Origin of the sequence: Psychrobacter sp. 1Y6 (assembly GCF_052258385.2) — a bacterium.
Taxonomy (GTDB): Bacteria; Pseudomonadota; Gammaproteobacteria; order Pseudomonadales; family Moraxellaceae; genus Psychrobacter.
In genome coordinates this window covers 395,071-419,912 of record NZ_JBQQEW020000001.1, presented here as the reverse complement: position 1 = coordinate 419,912, position 24,842 = coordinate 395,071, and the positions used below count along the sequence as shown (strand labels likewise).

The following is a 24,842-nucleotide window of genomic DNA, read 5'->3' as shown; positions in this document are numbered from 1 at the left end:
TAGCACCATGCCTTTCTCAGTTTTTTATACGCACAAAAAAGCCAGCAACTTAGGCTGGCTTTTTTATCAAATTAAGAATGAATCAAAATACTTAATGCGATTAATTATCTTGATTTAACTCTTGAGCAAATGCTTCGTCGAAGCTTGCAAAGTCTTTGCTATCAGTGCTTGCAGTCATATCAAACGCTGCATTCAAATCTTTATCTTGTAGCTTCTGATCTGCTTTTTCTTTGCGTGCTTTATGATAAGCAAGACCAGTACCTGCAGGAATCAAGCGACCCACAACCACGTTTTCTTTCAGACCACGTAGCTCATCTACTTTACCAGTCACAGCAGCCGCAGTTAGTACACGGGTTGTTTCCTGGAAAGAAGCTGCTGAGATAAAGCTTTCAGTTGCCAGACTTGCTTTGGTGATACCTAATAATTGACGCTCAAACTGTACTGGGAATTTATCTTCCGCTTCTAGCTTTGCATTCAACGCTTTGATATCTGCATACTCGACCTGATCACCTTTGAAGTGACTTGAATCGCCGCCGTCAGTGATTTCAACTTTACGCAACATCTGACGAATGATAACTTCGATGTGCTTATCGTTAATTTTTACACCCTGTAAGCGATAAACGTCCTGTACTTCGTTGACGATATAATCAGCAAGTGCAGTCTGACCTTTCAAACGCAAGATATCATGTGGGTTCTGTGGACCATCAGCGATCACTTCACCACGTGCTACCGTCTCGTTTTCAAAGACGTTGATTTGACGCCATTTCGGGATTAGCTCTTCATGTACTTCACCATCTTCATTAGTAATAATGAAGCGGTTCTTACCTTTAGTCTCTTTACCAAAGCTTACCACACCAGTCATTTCTGCCATAATGGCGTGATCTTTTGGACGACGTGCTTCGAACAAGTCAGCAACACGTGGTAGACCACCGGTAATATCTTTCGTACCAGAAGACGCTTGTGGTACACGGCCTAGAATCGAACCTGCTGCTACTTTCTCACCATCGCTTACGCGGATGATAGTTTCAGCTGGTAAGAAGTAAACCACTTCTTTGCCTTCGTCAGTGTTCAAGATAATCGCAGGACGTAAGTCTTTTGCTGAGCTTGAACGGTCACGAGTGGCTAAAATCTCAAATGAGCTCATACCAGTCGCATCATCAACTTTTACTGTTGCAGTCATACCGTCAGTGATGTCACTGAAGCGTGCTGTACCAGCAAATTCTGTAATGATTGGATGCGTATGCGGATCCCATTTAGCGATAGTTTGACCGCCTTCAACCTGCTCTTCGTCTTTCACAAGTACGCTTGAACCGTACGGTACTTTATAGCGCTCACGCTCACGGCCAAGCTCATCGGTCAATGCGATTTCAGCTGAACGCGATACGATGACTAAGTGACCATCGGTATGCTGTACTGTTTTCATGTTTTCAAAGTGCGCTTGACCAGCATTACGTACAGAGATGCTGTTGTCTACAGAGGCTGAACTCGCTGCCCCGCCTACGTGGAACGTACGCATGGTTAACTGAGTACCCGGCTCACCAATAGACTGAGCTGCCATAACACCGACTGATTCGCCGATATTCACTTTATGACCACGTGCAAGGTCACGACCATAACACTGTGAACATACGCCATGTTCGATATCACACGTAATTACTGAACGTACCCAGATATCATCGATTGCGTTATTATCAAGGACGTTAACCCAGTACTCATCGATCAATGTGCCAGCTGGAATCAATACTTTATCAGCATCGTCATTATAAGTAACGTCACGAGCAGTCACACGACCCAGTACTAGCTCACCTAGCTTCTCAATGATTTCACCACCTTGGATATGTGGTTTCATGAGTAGGCCTTCTTCAGTACCACAATCATCGCTAGTGATAACCAAATCTTGTGCCACATCAACTAGACGACGAGTTAGGTAACCCGAGTTAGCTGTTTTCAGTGCTGTATCCGCTAGACCTTTACGTGCACCGTGAGTTGAGATGAAGTACTGTAGTACGGTCAAACCTTCACGGAAGTTAGCTTTAATCGGTGTCTCAATAATTGAGCCATCTGGTTTCGCCATCAAACCACGCATACCTGCCAACTGACGAATCTGTGCCGCACTACCACGAGCACCAGAATCTGACATGATAAAGATAGAGTTGAATGACTTCTGCTCGTCTTCTTCACCTTGTGCATTGATAACTTTATCTGTTGCCAAGTTGTCCATCATCGCCTTAGCGACTTTGTCATTGGTACGTGACCAGATATCAACTACTTTGTTATAGCGCTCACCAGCAGTTACAAAGCCTTGCTCGAACTGATCTTCGATTTCGCGAACTTCGCCTTCTGCCACTTCGATGATTTGCTTCTTAAGTGGTGGAATGACCATGTCATCGATACCGATAGACACGCCAGATAGTGTTGCTTGAGCAAAACCAAGATACATCAATTGGTCAGCAAACATAACACTTTCTTTTACGCCAACTTTACGGTAGCAAGAGTTGATCAAACGAGAGATGTTTTTCTTCGTCATCTCTTGGTTACACTCATCAAACGTCATACCTTTAGGCATGATGTTCCAGATAAGTAGACGACCAGCAACCGTATCTTTGATACTGATTTCTTTAGTCTCGTTACCGTCTTCGTCAATTTGCGTCTCAGTAACACGCACTTTGATCTTGGCGTTTACATGTAGATCGTTTGAACCAATCGCACGCAATGCTTCATTAACGGTAGCAAAAATCATGCTCTCGCCTTTGGCATTGATAGACGAGCGACTGATGTAATATAGACCTAGTACAACATCCTGAGATGGTACGATGATCGGATCACCGTTTGCAGGTGACAAGATGTTGTTGGTAGACATCATCAAGGCACGTGATTCAAGCTGTGCTTCTAGCGTCAATGGCACGTGAACGGCCATTTGGTCACCATCGAAATCGGCGTTGAATGCAGTACAAACAAGTGGATGCAGCTGGATGGCTTTACCTTCGATCAATACTGGCTCAAATGCCTGCAGACCCAAACGGTGAAGTGTTGGCGCACGGTTAAGCAATACTGGATGCTCACGGATAACCATGGCCAGCATATCCCACACTTGTGGCTCTTCACGCTCTACCATCTTTTTGGCAGCTTTAATTGTAGTCGCTAAACCATGAGACAATAGTTTGTTATAAGTAAATGGCTTGAATAGTTCTAGTGCCATTTTCTTAGGTAGACCACACTGATGTAGACGTAGTGTTGGACCTACAACGATAACCGAACGACCAGAGTAATCGACACGCTTACCAAGTAAGTTCTGACGGAAACGACCTTGCTTACCTTTGATCATATCTGCCAAAGATTTCAATGGACGCTTGTTACTACCAGTGATGGCACGACCGCGACGACCGTTATCAAGCAACGCATCTACTGACTCTTGCAACATACGTTTTTCGTTACGTACGATGATGTCAGGTGCGCTTAGCTCAAGCAGACGCTTAAGACGGTTGTTACGGTTGATCACACGGCGATATAGATCGTTTAGATCTGACGTCGCAAAACGGCCGCCTTCTAGCGGTACTAGAGGACGCAAATCTGGTGGTAGTACTGGCAAGATGTTCATTACCATCCACTCAGGCTTGTTATTAGAATCACGGAATGCTTCTAATAATTTGAGACGCTTAGACATCTTCTTAAGCTTAGTCTCAGAACCTGTTTGTGGAATCGCTTCGCGTAGCTCATCAATTTCAAGATCGATATCGATATCTTTTAATAGGTCTTGAACTGCTTCAGCACCCATTTTGGCTGTGAATTCGTCACCAAACTCTTCAAGCGCTTTGTAATAATCTTCATCATCAAGCAACTGGTACTTTTCTAAGCTAGTTAGACCAGGCTCAGTAACAATGTAGCTTTCGAAATATAGAACGCGCTCGATATCACGTAGCGTCATGTCTAGCAATAGACCAATGCGGCTTGGTAATGATTTTAGGAACCAAATATGCGCCACAGGACTGGCTAGGTCGATATGACCCATGCGGTCACGACGGACTTTAGCAGTGGTAACTTCAACACCACATTTTTCACAGATAACGCCTTGGAACTTACGGCGCTTATATTTACCACATAAACATTCGAAATCTTTTACTGGACCAAAGATTTTGGCACAAAAAAGACCATCACGCTCAGGCTTGAACGTGCGATAGTTGATGGTTTCAGGCTTTTTTACTTCGCCGTGCGACCATGACTTAATAACATCAGGTGAGGCTAAAGTAATTTGAATGCTATCAAACTCTTGGTTACCGTTGCCGGTAGGGCTTTGCATGATATCGAGTAAATCTTTCAAGTTGCTTCTCCGTTATCTTTATAATCATCTGACAGCGTACCATTGACGCAGATAAGATGAATGAAGGCAATGAATAGGGTTGAGACAAATCACTAAAAGCAGCAGCAATAAAGCAGACTGCCTTTAGTGGACAACTAAGTTAAACAACGGGCTAGTTACTTTGTTTTAACTCAATATTAATACCCAGTGATTTGATTTCTTTGGTCAGTACGTTAAACGACTCAGGCATGCCTGGATCCATATACTGCTCACCATCAACGATGTTTTTGTACATACGAGTACGGCCTTCAACGTCATCCGACTTCACCGTTAGCATTTCTTGCAACGTGTAAGTCGCGCCGTATGCTTCTAGTGCCCATACTTCCATCTCACCGAAGCGCTGACCACCAAACTGAGCTTTACCGCCCAATGGCTGTTGCGTCACTAGAGAATAAGAACCCGTTGAACGCGCATGCATTTTGTCATCAACCAAATGGTTAAGCTTGAGCATGTACATATAGCCAACAGTTACTTTACGGTCAAACTTCTGACCTGTACGACCATCATATAACGTCTGCTGACCATCGCGATCCATACCAGCAAGCTCGAGCAAGTCTTTAACTTGGCTTTCTCTTGCGCCGTCAAATACTGCTGTGCCCATCGGCACACCGCCACGTAAGTTGTCTGCTAGCGCCATGATGTCATCATCACTTAAGCTATCAAGATCAACTTGCTCACCGCCTACTTGGTTATAGATTTTATCCAAGAAGTCACGTAGCTCTTTGATCGCTGCTTGAGATTTGAGCATACCGTCAATCTTCTCGCCCAACCCTTTCGCTGCCATACCCAAATGCGTCTCTAGAACCTGACCGATGTTCATACGAGATGGTACACCAAGTGGGTTCAATACGATGTCAACGGTATTACCATTTTCATCATAAGGCATGTCTTCAACTGGCATGATGCGCGATACAACACCTTTGTTACCATGACGACCAGCCATCTTATCACCAGGCTGAATACGACGCTTAACCGCTAGATATACTTTAACGATTTTTTGTACGCCATGTTGCAGGTCATCACCAGCAGTCAATTTGCGTTTTTTCTCAGCAAACTTCACATCGATGTCTTTTTGCTTATCAACCAAGTAATCAGCGATTTGCGTTAGACGCTCAGAGATTTCTTCTTCTACTGGCTGAATATCAAGCAACGTCTCAAGGCTCATATCTTTCATATCAGCCAATGCCATAACTGTCCCAGCTTTTAGACCAGCACCGCCGCTGACTTTTTGGCCATCTAGTAGATTACCAATACGACCACGTGCTGCTTCTTCAAAGATACGTAGCTCTTCTTTCAAATCTTTGCGATAGCTATCAAGCTGCGATTTTTCAATCGCTCTTGCGCGTGCGTCTTTTTCAACGCCATCACGGGTAAAGACCTGTACATCAATAACCGTACCTTTACTTGAAGTTGGTACGCGTAGTGAAGTGTCTTTCACGTCAGCCGCTTTTTCGCCAAAGATAGCCCGTAGTAGTTTCTCTTCTGGCGTTAGTTGCGTTTCACCTTTTGGCGTCACTTTACCAACTAGAATATCACCAGCGTCAACTTCAGCACCGATATAGACGATACCTGCTTCATCAAGACTTGATAATGCCGCTTCACCAACGTTTGGAATATCAGCAGTGATCTCTTCTGTACCTAGCTTGGTATCACGAGCCACACAAGTCAATTCTTGGATATGAATAGTAGTGAAACGATCTTCTTTAACTACTTTTTCAGATAGCAAGATTGAATCTTCGAAGTTGTAACCATTCCACGGCATAAATGCGATGCGGATGTTCTGACCTAGTGCTAGCTCACCAAGATCCGTTGATGGACCATCTGCCAAGATATCACCCAAAGCAATCTCGTCACCTTGGTTAACAATGATACGTTGGTTGATACAAGTGTTTTGGTTAGAGCGCGTGTATTTGATCAAGTTATAGATATCGATACCTGCTTCACCAGCAGTCATCTCGTCTTCGTTTACACGAACAACGATACGTGATGCATCAACATCTTCAATCACACCGCCACGCTTAGCGATAACACAAACACCAGAGTCACGAGCAACGTGACGCTCCATACCCGTACCTACTAACGGCTTATCAGCACGTAGCGTAGGAACAGCCTGACGCTGCATGTTCGAGCCCATCAAGGCACGGTTAGCATCATCATGCTCTAGGAACGGAATCAAACCTGCTGCAACCGATACTACCTGACTTGGTGATACATCCATATGCGTCACTTTTTCTGGCGGCATACGAACAAATTCACCATAGCTACGTACACTGACCATCTCGTCAGACAACGCACCATCTTCAGTCATCGGAGAATCAGCCTGTGCAATGACAGTACCTACTTCTTCGATTGCTGATAGATACTCAATAACATCAGTAACTTTACCATCAACCACACGGCGATAAGGCGTTTCTAAGAAGCCAAAGCTGTTGGTTTTAGCAAATGTTGCTAGTGAGTTGATCAGACCAATGTTTGGACCTTCAGGAGTCTCAATAGGACATACACGGCCATAATGGGTATCATGTACGTCACGTACTTCAAAGCCTGCACGTTCACGAGTTAGACCACCAGGTCCTAACGCTGATACACGGCGCTTATGGGTAACTTCAGACAACGGGTTGTTCTGATCCATAAACTGTGACAACTGGCTTGAACCAAAGAATTCCTTAACCGCAGCCGCTACTGGCTTAGAGTTAATCAAATCTTGTGGTGACAAGTTATCAGATTCCGCTGAGCTCAAACGCTCTTTGACCGCACGCTCTACACGTACTAGACCAACACGGAACTGGTTTTCTGCCATTTCGCCGACTGAACGAATACGACGGTTACCTAAGTGATCGATATCATCGACATCGCCGCGACCATTACGAATCTCGATAAGTTCTTTTAGAACGTTAACGATATCATCGTTGGTCAATACACTGCGTTCGCGCTGGATATCAGGATCATCAGTATTGTCAAATTCTAAACCAAGACGACGGTTGAACTTCATACGACCGACGTTTGATAAGTCATAACGATCTGCGTTGAAGAACATGCTCTCAAACAGTTTCTCAGCAGTTTCGACCGTTGGTGGCTCACCTGGACGCATTACTTTATAGATTTCGATCAACGCTTCTTCACGGCTTGAGGTACTATCAGCACGTAGCGTATCAGCAATATAACTACCTTGGTCGATATCGTTAGTGAACAGAATGCTGAACTCTTTGATGGCACCACTGGCTTCAAATGAGTTCAATTTAACCAATAACTCGTGGTCGATTGGCGTGTTTGCTTTAGCGATGATTTCGTCGTTAACGACAATATCTTCTGCTAAAATACGCTCATATAGATACTCATCAGGCACAGCAATCTTCGTCATACCTGCTTCTTCAAGCTGACGGATACGGCGTGCGTTGATGCGTTTGCCCTGCTCGACGATAACGTCACCTTCAGGTGATACGATATCGAACTGAGCCATTTCGCCACGTAGACGATCAGCAACTAAATCAATCTCAAACGTCTCTTCGCCTTTATAAACAGCAACTTTATCAAAGAATAAATCTAGGATTTCAGAAGTTGTTAGACCAAGTGCGCGTAGAATGATTGAAGCAAGTAGCTTACGGCGACGGTCAATACGAGCAAATACTAAATCTTTTGCATCAAATTCAAAGTCTAACCATGAACCACGGTAAGGGATAATACGTGCGTTATAAAGCACTTTACCACTTGAATGCGACTTACCTTTATCATGGTCAAAGAACACACCAGGTGAACGATGTAGCTGAGATACGATAACACGCTCAGTACCATTGATAATAAAAGTACCGTTAGCAGTCATCAAAGGCATCTCGCCCATGTAAACGCTTTGCTCACGGATATCTTTGATAGCAGCTTTGCTATCTTTGTCTTTGCTGTCTTTGTCTTTGATGATCAAACGGATTTTGACACGCATAGGCGCAGCAAACGTTGAACCACGTAAGATACACTCACGCTCATCAAATTCAGGCGTGCCTAAATAGTACTCAACAAATTGTAGCTCTGCGTTACCAGAGTGACTCTCAATTGGGAAAATAGAGGAATACGCAGCTTGCAAACCAGTATTCTCACGAGCTTTCGGCTTTTTGTGTTCTTGCAAAAATTGCTCGTAAGAATCTACTTGAATAGACAGTAAATAGGGAATGTCCATTACAGTGGGCAATTCAGCAAAACTTTTGCGAATACGCTTTTTTTCAGTATAAGAATATGCCATCGAGAGTCCTTACAGTAAACGTGGAAACAAATTAAAAGCGTGGCCAGTATGCATAAATACGATGCAAACGTGGCGACGTAAACGATAATATAAAACGGGTCTTCGTGTTCAGTTCATGTCTTTTCTGTCAATTACTACTTTACTCTTCAGTGCTTACCTAGCACACTTCACTTAATCTCGTCATTGCTTGCTAAATTCATGGTAAGTGAATCAGTCTATATGACTGTTGCAACCAAAAAATTCAATATTATATAATCTATAACGCATTGCCTATCAGGCTTACTTTACAAATACATTGCTGGAAAATAATGTCTACTAAGATTGCATCCATACCACTTGCCATCTAGACTATTTATTACCGAACCATGTTCCCTACACATACAAACTGTCTATGAGACTGAATATCGACAGTCATGCCACACCAAGTAGGCAACTTATGATCAACAGCTTTTTTAAGAATACCGCTTTTTTCAGGATTAATAATCGGGGTAACTATAACTTTTAGAATCAGTATAAACTATAGTGTTGATAGGAAAGCATGCAGACACAAAAAAATGCCAAACATCTACAGACGTTTAGCTCATATTAACTGATTTCAAAAACTGGCATGTGTGCTTGCATGTATATCGTCTGTCCTTTTGATGGGTATCCACCGTGATGTTGCATACGTATGTTGGCAGACACAAAAGGTCAAGCTACGAATTATAGTAAAAAAAAGCTGGCAATGCAAGGCATTACCAGCTTTTTTTTCGTACAGTGTTAAACTTATTTTAGCTCAACAGTTGCACCAGCTTCTTCAAGTTTCTTTTTCAACTCTTCAGCTTCAGCTTTAGATGCGCCTTCTTTGATTGGAGCTGGAGCGCTTTCAACCAAATCTTTCGCTTCTTTTAGGCCAAGACCAGTAGCTTCACGTACGGCTTTAATTACGCCAACTTTCTTCTCGCCAAAGCTGGCAAGAACTACGTCAAACTCGTCTTTTTCTTCAGCAGCAGCAGCAGCAGGACCAGCAGCAGCAGGTGCAGCAGCAACAGCAGCTGTTACACCGAATTTTTCTTCCATGTCGCTGATTAACTCAACGATATCCATTACTGACATTTCAGCGATTGCATTTAACACGTCATCTTTAGATAGTGCCATGAGAACTCTCCGTTATCTGATAAAAATTAATTGATTCTAATATCGCCTTGATTGCTTGCCTAATGTGACAATAAAATGCAACCAAAATTAGCGATGTTAAAGTTACGTTAAAACAAGCAATTAAGCAGCTTCTTTTGCGTCTTTGATTGCCGCTACAGTGCGAACGAACTTGCCAGGAACAGCGTTCATAGTCTGGACAAGCTTGGTCACTGGTGCATTCATAGTAGCCATCAAGATAGAGATTGCTTCGTCGCGAGTTGGTAGCTTCGATACGCGCTCTAGCTCTTCTGGACCATAAACTTCACCACCGACTGATACTAATTTGGTCTCTAAAGCTTTGTTATCTTTGCTGAAGTCAAAAACGACTCGAGCAGCAGATCCCAAATCTTCCATAGAGAAAGCCAAAAGTAGTGGACCAGTCATACGGTCTGACATGCTCTCAAACTTAGTGCCTTCAAAAGCGCGTTTTGCTAGTGTATTTTTTACCACTTTCAAAACAACGCCTTTATCACGAGCTTGTTCGCGCAGCTTAGTAAGCTGTGCAACACCAATACCGTGATATTCGGCAGCTACTGCTGAGTAAGCATTAGCAGCAACTTCAGACACTTCAGCCACAACTTGTTGTTTTTGTTCTAGCGTTAATGCCATAAGTTGACTCCTTTAATCTTATCAATCGACTTATAATAAAAGTGCCAAAAACAAGGTTTTTATGCGCTCAAACTGTAAGCTAAGACTGACTTGATACGACACATTACCAGCGGATTCAATTAATAAAAAAAGCATCTACTGGTAACGACTGATTACGGCACCGTTATCAGAATGACGTTGAGTAATAGTTTGAAGGTTATAAATAACCTTATCGCCCTATTCGCTCGTGTCTTAAACTGTGTGGGCCACCGTCTGCGTAGGACAACTAAGATTTTCATCTGTCGTCGATTAACAAAAGTGACTTATTATCATAAGCAACTATCCGAAGATCGCTAACTATGACTCTAAACTACTCTCTACCTACGGTCTTAGACAGCGTAGCAAATACTACGCTGACCTAATTCTTTAAAAACTGTTTGTGTTTATCATTCAAAATATTTGAAGATAAAAACTTTAATTATTTAGCAGTACGATAAGGAACAGCGTCGATCGTTAGACCTGGACCCATCGTGCTAGACAAGGTAATTTTCTTAATGAAAGTACCTTTAGAAGTAGCAGGCTTAGCACGCTTTAGATCAGAAAGAATCGCTTGCGCGTTTTGCTCGATTTGATCAGCAGTGAAACCAACTTGGCCAATAGTTGCATGGATGATACCAGCTTTATCAACACGGTACTGAGCCTGACCAGCTTTCGCATTAGTCACAGCTTCAGCAACGTTTGGCGTTACCGTACCAACTTTAGGGTTAGGCATTAGACCACGTGGGCCTAGGATAGTACCTAACTGACCAACAACACGCATTGCATCTGGAGCTGCGATAACAACATCAAAGTCCATGTTACCGGCTTTGATTTGCTCTGCTAGGTCTTCAAAACCAACAATGTCTGCACCAGCTTCTTTAGCGGCTTCAGCAGCAGCGCCTTGAGCAAATACAGCAACGCGTTTGGTTTTACCAGTACCAGCAGGTAGGTTAGTTGCACCACGAACTACTTGATCAGATTTACGTGGGTCAACGCCCAAGTTTACTGCGATATCGATAGACTCTTTGAATTTTAGCGCTGGCAAATCGTTTAGGATTTGAACCGCTTCTTCAATAGTGTACTGTTTTTCGTTATCAATACGGCTTTGAATTTCTTTTTGACGTTTGGTTAGCTTAGACATTATACACCCTCCACGGTAATACCCATTGAACGTGCAGTACCAGCGATGGTACGGACAGCAGCGTCAAGATCAGCTGCAGTTAAATCTGCATTCTTAGTCTTAACGATGTCTTCTAGTTGTGCACGGTCAACTTTACCAACTTTAGCAGTGTTCGGTGTACCTGAACCTTTAGCAATACCAGCAGCCTTACGTAGTAAGTATGCAGCTGGTGGTGACTTCATGATGAAGGTAAAAGATTTGTCGCTGTATACTGTGATCTCAGTTGGGATCGGTAGACCTGGCTCTTGGCCTGAGGTCGCAGCGTTAAATTCTTTACAGAACGCCATGATATTCACGCCTTTTTGACCCAAAGCTGGACCAATAGGTGGTGAAGGATTTGCTTTGCCTGCAGGCACTTGCAGTTTGATGTAACCATCAATCTTCTTAGCCATGATACTCTCCTAAATGGGTAATAGCGCCAAATCAACGTGGTATATACCTAATTGACTAACAGCTCCCCGGTTGATGAATTTTTTGCTAATTTAGTCTAGTTTTTCAACTTTACTAAATTCAAGCTCAACCTGTGTAGGTCGATTAAATACGTTTACCGTTAGATGTAGCTTAGACTTCTCATAATCCACTTTTTCTACCAACCCTTTAAAGTCAGTAAATGGACCATCGATAACCAACAACTCTTCGCCTGGCTCAAATAGAGTTTTAGGACGTGGGTCAGTTTCAGTCTGGTTCAAACGGTTTAAAATGCGATCAGCTTCTACTTGCGTAATCGGTGCAGGCATCTCAGGCGTACCACCGATAAAGCCCATAATACGTGGACAGTCTTTTACGATGTGCCAAGTATTATCATTCATTTCCATTTGGATCAATACATATCCAGGAAAGAACTTGCGCTCACTCTTACGTTTCTTGCCGTCTTTCATTTCGACGACTTCTTCAGTAGGAACCAATACATCACCGAATGACTCAGCAAAGTCACTACGATTAATACGATCAGTTAATGAACGTTGTACTTGTTTTTCATATCCTGAAAACGCTTGGACAATATACCAACGCATATCACGCTCCTGATCATTATAAATAAGTCGTTATGAGTAAATGTCTCGCTAATAGTCACTAATACGTGCTATTAACCGATAAAAATACCAACGAACCAATTAAAAAAGTTATCCAATAACCAAATAAAGAAACCAGCAATCGCAATCACGACAATCACTTGCCATGTATATTGAAAGGTTTCGTCTTTACCTGGCCATGTCACTCGGCGAAGCTCAACGGCAGCGTCTTTTAATAATATTTTAAAAGCACGGCCTTGATGCGTTAGCGCCAAACAGACTAATGCAAATACAACAAGTGCGACAATAATACCAATACGTACCCAGACATCGTTGGCAGGTTGCCAATAGCCTGGTAAATATTGATTTACTAGAGTCGCACCAATTAATACAGCTGCGGCAAGTAGCCACAAAATCAAATCTTTTATTGAGCCAGTCTTAGCCACTTCAACAGCAGTAGTACCGCTAGCTGAAACATGCTTATTTTTAGACAGCATTCCACCAGCAACCGCCTTGGCATCAGATAACTTAGTCTCGAGGTTATCTTGATCATTGCTCATAAAGAACTCGCTTCGGAGATGGTGGGGTACAACAAAGATGTGATAAGAAGATGGCAGGCGATGTAGGACTCGAACCTACAACCCTCGGTTTTGGAGACCGATGCTCTACCAATTGAGCCAATCGCCTATGGGTGTAAAGGACAGCATTATACAATATTTAGCATAGAATGCAAGCCCTTGACGGTAAAATTATTAATTTTACCTGATTTTGCACTGCCGCAATCTAAAATAACTGTTAGCGTTAAGTGCAGCGATAATATAACAAGCTATGCCGTAGATTACAATATGCTATCTAACAAATAATTGTCTCTGTCACACATATAGCTAATTCATTAATACACGCTAGGCATAATTCTATTTTCGAACATGCTTCAACTTTCTCCAATAAAAAAAGGCCACCCTAGATAGGATGGCCTTTTTTATGACTAATTCAAAAGCTCATTACTGAGACTTATATTAGTTCAATACGTTAGCAACAACACCAGCGCCTACAGTACGGCCGCCTTCACGAATTGCGAAGCGAAGACCTTTGTCCATAGCGATTGGGTGGATAAGCTCTACGCCCATCTCAACGTTATCACCAGGCATTACCATTTCAGTACCGTCTTGTAATTGGATTGCGCCAGTTACGTCAGTAGTACGGAAGTAGAACTGTGGACGATAGCCGTTTAGGAATGGTGTGTGACGACCACCCTCTTCTTTTGACAATACATATACTTCAGCGTCAAACTTGGTGTGAGGAGTGATTGAACCTGGCTTAGCTAGTACTTGGCCACGTTGTACGTCTTCACGCTTAGTACCACGTAGTAGTACGCCACAGTTTTCGCCTGCACGACCTTCGTCAAGCAGTTTACGGAACATCTCTACACCAGTACAGGTGGTTTTTTGAGTGTCACGGATACCAACGATTTCGATCTCGTCGCCAACTTTAACGATACCAGATTCAACACGGCCTGTTACTACAGTACCACGACCTGAGATTGAGAATACGTCTTCGATTGGCATTAGGAATGCTTTGTCGATGTCACGCTCTGGCTCTGGGATATAAGTGTCTAGTACGTTTAGTAGCTCTACAACAGCTGGTTGGCCGTATTTTTCTTCTGAGCCTTTTAGGGCTTCAGTAGCAGAACCTTTAACGATAGGAGTGTCATCGCCTGGGAAGTCATAGTCGTTCAATAGTTCACGAACTTCCATTTCTACTAGTTCTAACAATTCTTCGTCATCAACCATGTCACATTTGTTCATGAATACGATGATGTACGGTACGCCAACCTGACGTGAAAGCAAGATGTGCTCACGAGTCTGTGGCATTGGGCCGTCAGTTGCAGATACTACTAGGATTGCGCCGTCCATCTGGGCAGCACCAGTGATCATGTTTTTAACATAATCGGCGTGACCTGGGCAATCTACGTGTGCGTAGTGACGGCTGTCTGTGTCATATTCTACGTGTGAGGTATTGATTGTGATACCACGTGCTTTTTCTTCTGGTGCTGAGTCAATAGACGCGTAGTCTTTGGCTTCGCCACCAGAGGTGATTGCAGCTACGGTTGCGATTGCAGCGGTAAGGGTTGTTTTACCATGGTCAACGTGTCCGATTGTACCGACGTTGACGTGTGGCTTGTTACGTTCAAACTTGGCCTTTGCCATGGGTATTTCCTCTTTTTTTGGGGTTCAAGACTTAACTCATATAAATATGATTATTAAGACGATTTTGACCACATTAAGATAATTGTTAAAAGGTTGCACATACTAATGTGCAGATATTATAAGAAAATCGCGGCCAATAACAAGTCTTTTAACAAGTTATTGGCGTATTCTTCGGTGACAATACACAGACATACTCTATATTGTCACTTTCAGTAAGTTTTATTTACTCGTCATCATCTTTAGAGTTGAACTTAGAGATGATTTCAGCAGCAACTGATTTTGGAATTTCAGCGTACTTTTGGAATTCCATTGAGTAAGTTGCACGGCCTTGTGACATAGAGCGCATTTGAGTGGCATAACCAAACATTTCCGCTAATGGTACTTCAGCACGAATCTGTTTAGTACCGCCAGGTAGATCTTCCATACCCTGGACCAAACCACGACGGCGGTTAAGATCGCCCATGATGTCGCCCATGTAGTCTTCAGGTGTTTCAACTTCTACTTTCATTACTGGCTCAAGTAGCGCTGGATCAGCTGCTAAGAAACCTTTTCTGAAGGCCATAGAACCAGCCATCTTAAATGACAATTCATCAGAGTCAACGTCATGATAAGAACCATCATACAAGGTCGCTTTTACGCCAACTACTGGATAGCCTGCAAGTACGCCGTTTTTCATGCGCTCTTGGATACCTTTATCAACAGCACCGTGGAATTCTTTTGGTACAGTACCACCAACAACTTCTTCAGCGAATTCATATTCAGTGTCGCCAGCTGGATCAAGTGGCTCAAGACGTAACCATACGTGACCAAACTTACCACGACCACCTGTTTGACGTACGAATTTGCCTTCTTGTTCAACAGTGTTACGAATCGTCTCACGATAAGCAACCTGAGGTGCACCGATGTTTGCTTCAACGTTGAATTCACGCTTCATACGGTCAACAAGAATCTCTAGATGTAGCTCACCCATACCACTGATGATTGTCTGACCAGATTCTTCGTCAGTGTGTACACGGAACGATGGATCTTCTTTTGCCAAACGGCCAAGAGCGATTGACATTTTTTCTTGGTCAGCTTTGGTCTTTGGCTCAACAGCTAGAGAGATAACTGGATCTGGGAATTCCATACGCTCAAGAGTGATCACGTTGTCTTCATCACATAGCGTATCACCAGTAGTCACATCTTTCATGCCGACTAGAGCTGCGATATCACCAGTACGAATCTCTGCAAGCTCTTCTTGAGAGTTTGCCATCATCTGTACGATACGGCCAACACGCTCACGCTTCATCTTAACTGGGTTATAAACACTGCTACCCTGCTTCATTACACCAGAATAAACACGTACGAAGGTTAAGTTACCAACGAATTTGTCATTCATGATTTTGAACGCTAGTGCTGAGAAAGGTGCTTCATCCGATGCTTCACGGCTGCCTTCGCTTTCGTCTTTGTCATCAAGAATACCTTTAATAGCAGGTACGTCGATTGGTGCAGGTAGATACTGAATAACGGCATCTAGCATCTTCTGTACACCTTTGTTCTTAAAGGCAGTACCACAAAGAAGCGGGATGATTTCGTTATCGATAGTTAACTGACGAATAGCACCGTGAATTTGTTCTACAGTCAATTCACCGTTTTCTAGGTATTCGTTCATCAACTCTTCGTTTGCTTCAGCAGCGCTTTCTACAAGGTGCTCGCGGTATTCTGCTGCTTTTTCTTGTAGTTCAGTTGGGATTTCGCGCTCATCATACTGCATACCTTGAGACGCTTCGTCCCAATAGATAGCTTTCATGGTCACTAGATCAACAACGCCTTCGAAGTCATCTTCTTTACCGATTGGGATAACCAATGGTACAGGGTTACCACCCAAACGAGTTTTGATCTGTTCGATAACACGATAGAAATCAGCACCAACACGATCCATTTTGTTTACAAATGCAAGACGTGGTACTTTATATTTGTTCGCCTGACGCCATACGGTCTCAGACTGTGGCTGAACGCCGCCTACTGCACAGTAAACCATGCAAGCGCCATCAAGTACACGCATAGAACGTTCAACTTCGATCGTGAAGTCAACGTGACCTGGGGTATCGATGATGTTGATACGGTGTTCGTCAAACTGTTTAGCCATACCTGACCAAAAACAAGTTGTTGCCGCTGAGGTAATAGTAATACCACGCTCTTGTTCTTGCTCCATCCAGTCCATAGTGGCTGCGCCATCATGTACTTCGCCAATTTTGTGGCTAACACCGGTATAGAATAAAACACGCTCTGTAGTGGTTGTCTTACCAGCATCGATGTGCGCTGAGATACCAATATTGCGATAGCGTTTTAGGGGAGTTTTACGAGCCATAGTGTTTTCCTAGGAAAAGTCGTGTATATAATAATGTATTGTGTCTCTACCTCATACTCTATGACAAAGCGTTCAGCTTCGTAATATTACTTACTGATTATTGAGCCTAATACGGACAAAAAAAGAGCAAATACTAAGAATAGTGCGGCATCAAATTTGGGATGCTCTCCAGCAAAAAACTGTATTTGTTAAGAGAGACATCTGGATAGATGTCCGCCACCTCAGTCATCAATAAATAACATTTATATATGACCGAATGATGATGGCGGCAATCAATAGAATAAACAACAATGTAAGATTAAATGGCATGAGCCTCTAATCTTAAGCTACTATTAAAAAGTAGCTTAGAAACGGTAATGAGAGAATGCTTTGTTAGCATCTGCCATGCGGTGAACTTCGTCACGCTTTTTCATAGCAGCGCCTTTGCCATCAGCAGCATCATTCAATTCGCCAGCTAAACGCAAAGCCATTGATTTTTCAGAACGCTTAGCAGCAGCTTCAGCTAACCAACGCATAGCCAATGCAGTACGACGGGAGGGGCGTACTTCCATTGGTACTTGATAGGTTGCACCGCCAACGCGGCGAGCTTTTACTTCTACCATTGGGCGTACATTTTCTAGCACTTCTTCGAAGAAAGATACTGGATCTTCAACTTTGCGCTTCTCACTTACTGTCTCAAGTGCACCGTAAACGATACGCTCAGCAGTAGATTTTTTACCATCACTCATTACATGGTTGATGAATTTTGCAACAGTTTGGCTACCAAACTTAGGATCCGGTAGGATCTCACGGGCAGCAACGACGCGACGTCTTGGCATAATAAATTTCCTTATCTTCAGGAGTGTCTAACATTCACAACATCGACTACTTATCATTAGGATATAGCAGTGAGTTATCAGTTAGCCTTACTGCATGGTGGTATGTTTTGAGAGCAAATCACAGATATATATTTATATAAAAGCGATATTGCTACTGACACCAAACCCATGCACAGTTATTGGGTAGTGCAAAAAGCTTAGTTAATAACGTTTAGTTATTAAACTTTAGGCTTCTTAGCACCGTACTTAGAGCGACCTTGCTTACGGTCTTTAACGCCTGCGCAATCTAATGCACCGCGAACAGTGTGATAACGTACACCTGGTAGATCTTTTACACGACCACCACGGATTAGAACAACACTGTGCTCTTGTAGGTTATGACCTTCGCCGCCGATGTAACTTGATACTTCATAGCCTGAAGTCAAACGTACACGACATACTTTACGCATGGCAGAGTTAGGTTTTTTTGGCGTGGTAGTATATACACGAGTACATACACCGCGACGCTGTGGGCACGCTTCCAACGCAGGAACTTTTGACTTTTCCTTGATGGTTTTGCGACCTTTACGAATCAATTGGTTAGTTGTTGCCATAAGGCATCCTTCTCCCGTTTGGTATAAAACAAAAAAATGGGCCAATGCACCATCTATCTGACAATAATTGCAGATTTCGGGGCACCCATTTTTAGGACAGTGTATTATAAAGAGTTGTTGCTGCTATTTCAACCACTTATGAATGGTTTCGCTTTACAACATTTGATAGATATGCATTCAGCCTCTCATTGTATCACTTTATAGATTTTTCGCCGAAAAATAGCGTAATAAATAAAGTAAACAAAGCGAGCTCAAGCATCATTAAGAAAAGATGTTTAACATTGAAATGGTACTTGATAGTAACTAAGTGGTGGTATTTATCCTAATTTTCAAGTCGTGTTGCTCAATCAAACTAAGATAAATACCATTGCGCTTATAAAGCTATAACCCAACTAGCAAATAATATCTTTATTACTTGGCTTTTTTATCAGACGTTTGCTTGTCTGCGTCTTTTTTACTGCTAGTTTCTTCCTTATCAGTAACTTTTTCTGGATCACTGCTTTTTTCTTTGGGCTCTGTGTCTTTTTTCGCCTCATCAGTATTAGCCTTTTCTACTTTAGCCTCACTGCTGCTGTCATCAGTAATGGCACGATTGGCTAGTTTTGCCTCTGGTGCAAAAGTCGCTTGCGCAACGCCAATAACTTCGTCAATCAATTGGCTGTTATAGTGCATGCCGATCGCTACGGCGGTGACAGGAATAAAACGACGAACCCATGATAAATTGATCTGATCTAAATCTACACCTACTTGGCTTGCGACTTTGTCTATTTGCGCAGCATAGAAATTTACATTTTTATTTTTTAGACCGAGATTTTTAAGTTCACTATGTAATCCGTTGCTTTGAGCATTATCAAGCAAACCTTTACCAATACCTAGACCAGCTAGTAGCGCTTGTTTTTCTTGCATTTTGCTCAAATCAGCGTTTGATAGTAGTTCGTACGCCATCTTGACGCCTTGCTTACCTGTCAGCGGCTTATTATATACAGCAGCAATCTGATAAACTGTACGTAATGAAACCAATAATAGCCACAATGTATCAGCTAGCAAACCTGGTAGACCTGCCAAACCTGTCAAACCACCCATCATTGCAAGCGCGCGGTTTTGATTAGCAATATCAGTAGCTAGCGCATAACGCTCTTCGTCATCTAAGGTAGCAATGTTAGCAAAGCGATGTTCATTAGGTAAGTCGAGTTGACTCCAGTTGGCAGCGAGATTGGCAACTTGGGCAAATGCGCCATCAACTGTCGATTGAAAAAAGCTATTCGGCACGACTTTCTTGGCATATTTACCATAAGTAGCAAAACGTGGTCCTAAAAGTTGCTGCGTCGCCTTCAACGTTTGCTCACGAAACAAGTCTTGTTGGTAGTCTTCATCGCCTAGGTCTACGGCTTTGTATTGACGCGGTTTGCCTGTTTTAGCGTTTACGCTATCAATCATAGCCCCTACACGCTCTAGATTGTTTCGAGTAAAAGAGCCAATGGTATTGATACTTTTAGAAAGAGTACTACGCTTTGCCATCGTGATGTCCTTAATATGATGAGTTGGTTTTTAATATAGTTGTATTTTAATATGATAGTTAATTATTAATAATAACGAATCTATTATTTTAGCCAGTTATCGTAACCGGTGTCAGTGCGAACAATGTTATTAGAATCACAAATTTTGTATCTAAAGTATAATTCCGTCCATAGTCAGTAGCTAGTCTTACTTCTCATCTCTTTACTCAAAACTCAGTCATAAGTGTTATTTTGTCGTTATTTTACACTTGTCCAAAGATTTCCAGTGCTTGATACGTTATCATGTGCCATAACTGAGAGCATAATTGTACACTGAATCTATCTTGCCTCTGATAGACCGTTAACAGAATTTCGTTACCTAAATTCATGCTATCGTTATCTACATAGACTATTTTTTCATTATAATGCTCGAATTAACTCATAGTTAAACATCATATATAGATTTACCACGATTATTGCAACCAACTGCTAGCAAGTCGTTACTTATAAGGAATAGCATATGCGCCGCGTCGTTATTACTGGAGCAGGGATTGTCTCTTGTATTGGACATGATTTAGATACTGTCACCACTGCCCTTAAAGAAGGTCAGTCTGGCATCACATTTAACGATTCTTATGCTGAGCACGAGTTTAAATCACACGTGAGCGGTAGTATCAATCAATCAGAACTGGATACCAGTGGTATCGATCGTAAGCTGAAACGGTTCTTTAGTGACGCCAGTCTTTATGCTTATGTTAGTGCGCTAAATGCGATTGAGCACTCTGGCCTGTCACTTGATACTATCAATAACAACCCACGAGTGGGTGTAGTGGCAAGTTCGGGCGGCGCATCAACAGAAAACATTGTTAATGCTATCGATGCTATGCGCGAAAAAGGTCTACGCGGTGTCGGCGCAATGGCAGTACCAAAGACAATGGGCAGCTCAGTATCAGCTGCTTTAGCAACCGGCCTCAAAATCCAAGGCGTCTCCTACTCGCTCGCCTCTGCTTGTGCGACTTCGACACACTGTATCGGTCATGCTGCTGAGCTTATCCAATTGGGTAAAGCCGATGTGATATTGGCTGGTGGTAGTGAAGCTGAGCATTGGACACAGTCTTGTATGTTTGATGCCATGGGCGCAGTTAGTACTCAGTATAACGACACACCAAAACTTGCCTCAAGAGCCTATGACAAAGACCGTGACGGTTTTGTGATTGCTGCTGGTGGCGCGATGGTGGTTGTAGAGAGTCTAGAGCATGCTCAAGCACGCGGTGCCAATATTTTGGCTGAAATCGTTGGCTATGGTGCCAGCTCTGATGGTGCAGAAATGGTTGCGCCAAGCGGTGAAGGTGCTGTTCGCTGTATGCAACAAGCCTTGGCCGAAGCGGGTCTAGAAAGTGTCGATTACATCAATAGTCATGGTACTAGTACACCACTAGGCGATATTACTGAGCTTAAAGCGATTGCTAAAGTATTTGATAATGACGTCAGTAAAGTACCTGCTATCAGCTCAACTAAATCAATGACAGGCCATAGCTTGGGCGCTGTTGGTGCACAAGAGCTTATTTATTGTCTACTAATGCTACAGGACGGCTTTATCGCTCCGAGTATCAATGTTGACAACTTAGATCCTGCTGCTGAAGGTTTCGATATCGTCACCGAAATGCGTGAAGCAAATCTTGAAACCTTGATGAGTAATAGCTTTGGCTTTGGTGGTACTAACGCTACACTAATTATCAAAAAGTTTGACGCTTAACCCATGCTTGTATCAAATCACAATACAACTGAGCAGACAGATTCTGCGCCATCGCCAGCTAGCAAACCTAGCTGGCGTTTTGGTGATTTGTCTGCTGCAGAGCTGATGCCGCAGCTACAGCGTCACTTGCTCGCTCAAGATATTAGAGCAAACTGGCAACTTATTTGGCTTAATAATAATGGTCGACCCGTGATTGGTTTACTCCCAAAAGTCAGTTGGTCTCTATATCCCAATGATGAGCAAGATTCTAGTGATTTACACAATATTTACAAGGTGATTAAGAGTTTTCGTAGTACTGGCGTGCGTCGCGATACCGATGTAAATAGCGATGATCATAGTTATGCTGGCACGACAGCTTATATGAGCTATCTAGAGTGGCAAGAGGAGCTGATTGCTTATAGCAATGCTCAAGAAGTTAATCATGACACCTCATATATCAATAACGAAGAAAGCCCGAAACCCAGCTATCATCACGGGCTAATCGGTTTTATTGGTTATGATACTGCGGCCCATGAGCTAAGCCCTGCCGATAAGATTGAATTGGCAATGCAGCCGTGTGCTTCATTAGGACATTATGATATTTATCTAACGCCCACAACACATGCTGATACAGGTTGGGCGTTAAAGACTCATCTGACTGATGCTGACGTTTCTGAGAATATTGGTCATAAGACAAACGATAACCTCGTAACCACTCTTACCTCTTACCTAGACGAACTGGATCGAAAACTGTCTGATAAATATCTCAATCAACCACAGTTTAAAGATACATCAAACATCACTCCCCTAGTTTTAAGTCCGCGATGGAGCAAGCTTGATTATCAACAAGCATTTAATCGCACACAAGATTATCTACAGCAAGGCGACTGCTATCAGATAAACCTGACACAAAAATGGTCTGGCAGTTTAGCGCGTGAAAATAACGATGTTCAATCAGCCTTTTCGCTTATTGACTATTTGCCTGCGCTATATCGCAATACAAAAGCGCCTTTTGCAGGATATGTGAGCGTTGATCGTAATGATGGTGATTACCTAAATAAAAGCAGCAGCTTCAACGCAGACAGCAATCATTTTGAATTGTTAAGCTGCTCACCTGAGTTGTTTTTTACATTCACTAGAGAAATCGACACTGGCAAACACTCTATTCGCACCAAGCCTATCAAGGGAACCATGCCGCGAGGTGCGACTGACGAGCAAGATGAACTGTATAAGCAGAAATTAGTTAATAGCGAAAAAGACCGTGCCGAAAATGTCATGATTGTAGATTTACTGCGTAATGATTTGGGCAAATACGCCAAAATTGGCAGTGTGAAAGTACCACAGTTATTTGCAATTGAGAGCTTTAGCAACGTGCATCATATGGTCAGTACTATCACCGCTGAGCTAAAATCTGATACTCATCCGTTGGCTGTATTGTTTGGTAGTCTGCCTGCTGGTTCTATCACTGGCACACCAAAAAAACGCGCTGTTGAGATCATCGCTGAGTTGGAGTCTACGCCACGCGGTGCCTACTGTGGCACTATGGGTTATATGAACTTTGATGGTAGTGGTCAATGGAATGTACTCATTCGTACATTGCAAGCCAACGCTTTATCAAATGATAACTGTAATAAAGAAAGACACGTTAACCTGTGGGCAGGTGGCGGTATTACGGTCGCGTCTGATTGTGATGCTGAATACCAAGAATGCTTAGATAAAGTAGGTAATTTATTATCAGTACTGGCTCAAAAAACCTAAGATAGCGTACTCAAACATTATTACTAATTTAAAATTAAAAAAGCCTGCCAACGTTACGTTAGCAGGCTTTATTTTTAAGACTTATCGATAGTGCTTTACGTGATGAGTAAAGGGACTAACCTATTCACATTCTACATTAAGCTATCAATATAATTTTATTCAGCAACAACGCTAGCATCGACTTGCAAGGCTTTTAGCGCATCAATCAAACGGTTGTTCTGCTCTGCTGTACCGATAGTAATACGCAAGTACTCTGCAATACGCGGCTTATCAAAATGGCGAACGATAATGCCCTGCTCGCGTAACGCACTCGCTACAGCACTTGCATCGCCATCTTTTGAACGAGCAAAAACGAAGTTGGCATGTGACGGTAGGACCTTATAGCCTAATGTCGTCAGTTCTGCTGTTAGCGACGTACGTAAATCAATGACTTGCTGACGGGTTTGCTCAAAATACTCAGTATCTAACACACTCGCAGTCGCACCAGCTTGAGCCAACTTATCCAGCGGATAGCTGTTAAAGCTATTTTTCATCCGTGTCAGTGCTTCAATCAATGATGCATTACCAAAGGCCATACCAACGCGCAATCCAGCAAGTGAACGTGATTTTGAGAAGGTTTGGGTCACGATAACGTTATCACACTCATTGATTAAGCTCACCGCTGAGACTGGCACGTCTGCATTGCTTTCATCCATCTGAGCAAAATCGATATACGCTTCGTCAATAACAATGACCGCATTAGAATGCTCACTTGCAAGTTTACGGATATCAGCAAGTGATAATAGTAAGCCCGTTGGCGCATTAGGGTTGGCGATGATGATACCGCTACAAGGCTGACGATAAGCATCAGGGTCAATGCTAAAGTCTTCCTCTAAAGGAATCTGTATAAGCTCTACACCGAACGTCTGTGCATATACAGGATAGAAACTATAACCAATATCAGGTGATAACAGCGGACGCTCTTTTAAAAAGAAGCTCGCAAATACTAACGCCAAGACTTCATCGGAACCATTACCAACGAATACTTGATTCATATCAAGGTTGTATGACTCTGCCAATGCAGCACGCAAGTCATTAGATTCAGGAGCAGGATACAAACGTAGTTCATCAGCTTGCTGCTCTAAAACCTTGGCAATAGCCTCCCCTACTTTTGGTGAGGGTGGGAATGGGTTTTCATTGGTATTTAGTTTGCATAGATTGTCGTGTTGCGGCTGCTCACCTGGAACATAAGGTGACAAGTTGCGCGCTTTAGACGACCACAGTCTGGTGTCTATCTTTGACTCACTCATAAATTATCCTACTAT

Annotated in this window: 16 protein-coding genes and 1 tRNA gene; 2 read left to right on the top strand and 15 right to left on the bottom strand. The window is 42.8% G+C overall.

The genetic code is table 11. The annotated features are described in order from the left end of the window. Positions 1-100 precede the first annotated feature (100 nt). The 14 genes from rpoC to ACTXGF_RS15335 all read right to left on the bottom strand — a co-directional run bounded on the left by rpoC (position 101) and on the right by ACTXGF_RS15335 (position 20,067). The gene (rpoC, locus tag ACTXGF_RS15400) at positions 101-4,318 is read right to left on the bottom strand and encodes a DNA-directed RNA polymerase subunit beta' (protein WP_057761718.1); all 4,218 of its coding nucleotides are present in this window, start codon (positions 4,316-4,318) and stop codon (positions 101-103) included. Positions 4,319-4,469: 151 nt separating this feature from the next. Continuing rightward, positions 4,470-8,588, bottom strand: a complete 4,119-nt coding sequence (rpoB, locus tag ACTXGF_RS15395) for a DNA-directed RNA polymerase subunit beta (RefSeq protein ID WP_101204292.1) — start codon at positions 8,586-8,588, stop codon at positions 4,470-4,472. Positions 8,589-9,353: 765 nt separating this feature from the next. Continuing rightward, positions 9,354-9,725 (bottom strand): 50S ribosomal protein L7/L12, encoded by a 372-nt coding sequence (gene rplL / locus ACTXGF_RS15390; RefSeq protein WP_057761722.1) that lies wholly within the window; start codon positions 9,723-9,725, stop codon positions 9,354-9,356. A 120-nt stretch (positions 9,726-9,845) separates the two neighbouring features. Beyond that, positions 9,846-10,373, bottom strand: a complete 528-nt coding sequence (gene rplJ, locus ACTXGF_RS15385) for a 50S ribosomal protein L10 (RefSeq protein ID WP_057761724.1) — start codon at positions 10,371-10,373, stop codon at positions 9,846-9,848. A gap of 457 nt (positions 10,374-10,830) precedes the next feature. Next, on the bottom strand, positions 10,831-11,532 hold the full coding sequence (rplA, locus tag ACTXGF_RS15380; RefSeq protein ID WP_057761725.1) for a 50S ribosomal protein L1: 702 nt from the start codon (positions 11,530-11,532) through the stop codon (positions 10,831-10,833). Beyond that, a complete protein-coding gene (rplK, locus tag ACTXGF_RS15375) occupies positions 11,532-11,963 on the bottom strand; it encodes a 50S ribosomal protein L11 (RefSeq protein ID WP_057761727.1) in 432 nt (143 codons plus the stop codon). The genes rplA and rplK overlap by 1 nt, the downstream gene beginning before the upstream one ends. A gap of 90 nt (positions 11,964-12,053) precedes the next feature. Then, entirely contained in the window at positions 12,054-12,584 is a 531-nt protein-coding gene (gene nusG / locus ACTXGF_RS15370) for a transcription termination/antitermination protein NusG (protein ID WP_057761729.1), read from the bottom strand. A 71-nt stretch (positions 12,585-12,655) separates the two neighbouring features. Next, positions 12,656-13,141, bottom strand: coding sequence for a preprotein translocase subunit SecE (secE, locus tag ACTXGF_RS15365; protein ID WP_057761731.1), 486 nt, complete (start codon positions 13,139-13,141; stop codon positions 12,656-12,658). A gap of 51 nt (positions 13,142-13,192) precedes the next feature. Next, positions 13,193-13,268: transfer RNA gene (locus ACTXGF_RS15360), tRNA-Trp, on the bottom strand. A 329-nt stretch (positions 13,269-13,597) separates the two neighbouring features. Continuing rightward, positions 13,598-14,788 (bottom strand): elongation factor Tu, encoded by a 1,191-nt coding sequence (gene tuf, locus ACTXGF_RS15355; RefSeq protein ID WP_057758488.1) that lies wholly within the window; start codon positions 14,786-14,788, stop codon positions 13,598-13,600. Between the two features lie 223 nt (positions 14,789-15,011). Then, entirely contained in the window at positions 15,012-17,138 is a 2,127-nt protein-coding gene (gene fusA, locus ACTXGF_RS15350; protein WP_057761733.1) for an elongation factor G, read from the bottom strand. A gap of 344 nt (positions 17,139-17,482) precedes the next feature. Then, the gene (rpsG, locus tag ACTXGF_RS15345; protein ID WP_057761735.1) at positions 17,483-17,956 is read right to left on the bottom strand and encodes a 30S ribosomal protein S7; all 474 of its coding nucleotides are present in this window, start codon (positions 17,954-17,956) and stop codon (positions 17,483-17,485) included. 218 nt (positions 17,957-18,174) lie between these two features. Next, entirely contained in the window at positions 18,175-18,549 is a 375-nt protein-coding gene (rpsL, locus tag ACTXGF_RS15340; RefSeq protein WP_011281154.1) for a 30S ribosomal protein S12, read from the bottom strand. Positions 18,550-18,960: 411 nt separating this feature from the next. Then, complete coding sequence (locus ACTXGF_RS15335; protein WP_201572714.1) at positions 18,961-20,067, bottom strand: EcsC family protein; 1,107 nt, start codon at positions 20,065-20,067, stop codon at positions 18,961-18,963. A 498-nt stretch (positions 20,068-20,565) separates the two neighbouring features. Here ACTXGF_RS15335 and ACTXGF_RS15330 point away from each other — a divergent pair, with 498 nt between their 5' ends. Further along, complete coding sequence (locus ACTXGF_RS15330; RefSeq protein WP_102091614.1) at positions 20,566-21,801, top strand: beta-ketoacyl-ACP synthase II; 1,236 nt, start codon at positions 20,566-20,568, stop codon at positions 21,799-21,801. 3 nt (positions 21,802-21,804) lie between these two features. Further along, positions 21,805-23,538, top strand: coding sequence for an anthranilate synthase component I family protein (locus ACTXGF_RS15325; protein WP_443535468.1), 1,734 nt, complete (start codon positions 21,805-21,807; stop codon positions 23,536-23,538). Positions 23,539-23,693: 155 nt separating this feature from the next. Here ACTXGF_RS15325 and hisC read toward each other — a convergent pair whose 3' ends face one another. Next, positions 23,694-24,827: a histidinol-phosphate transaminase gene (hisC, locus tag ACTXGF_RS15320; protein WP_443535470.1), complete on the bottom strand. Its 1,134-nt coding sequence runs from the start codon at positions 24,825-24,827 to the stop codon at positions 23,694-23,696. Positions 24,828-24,842 lie beyond the last annotated feature (15 nt).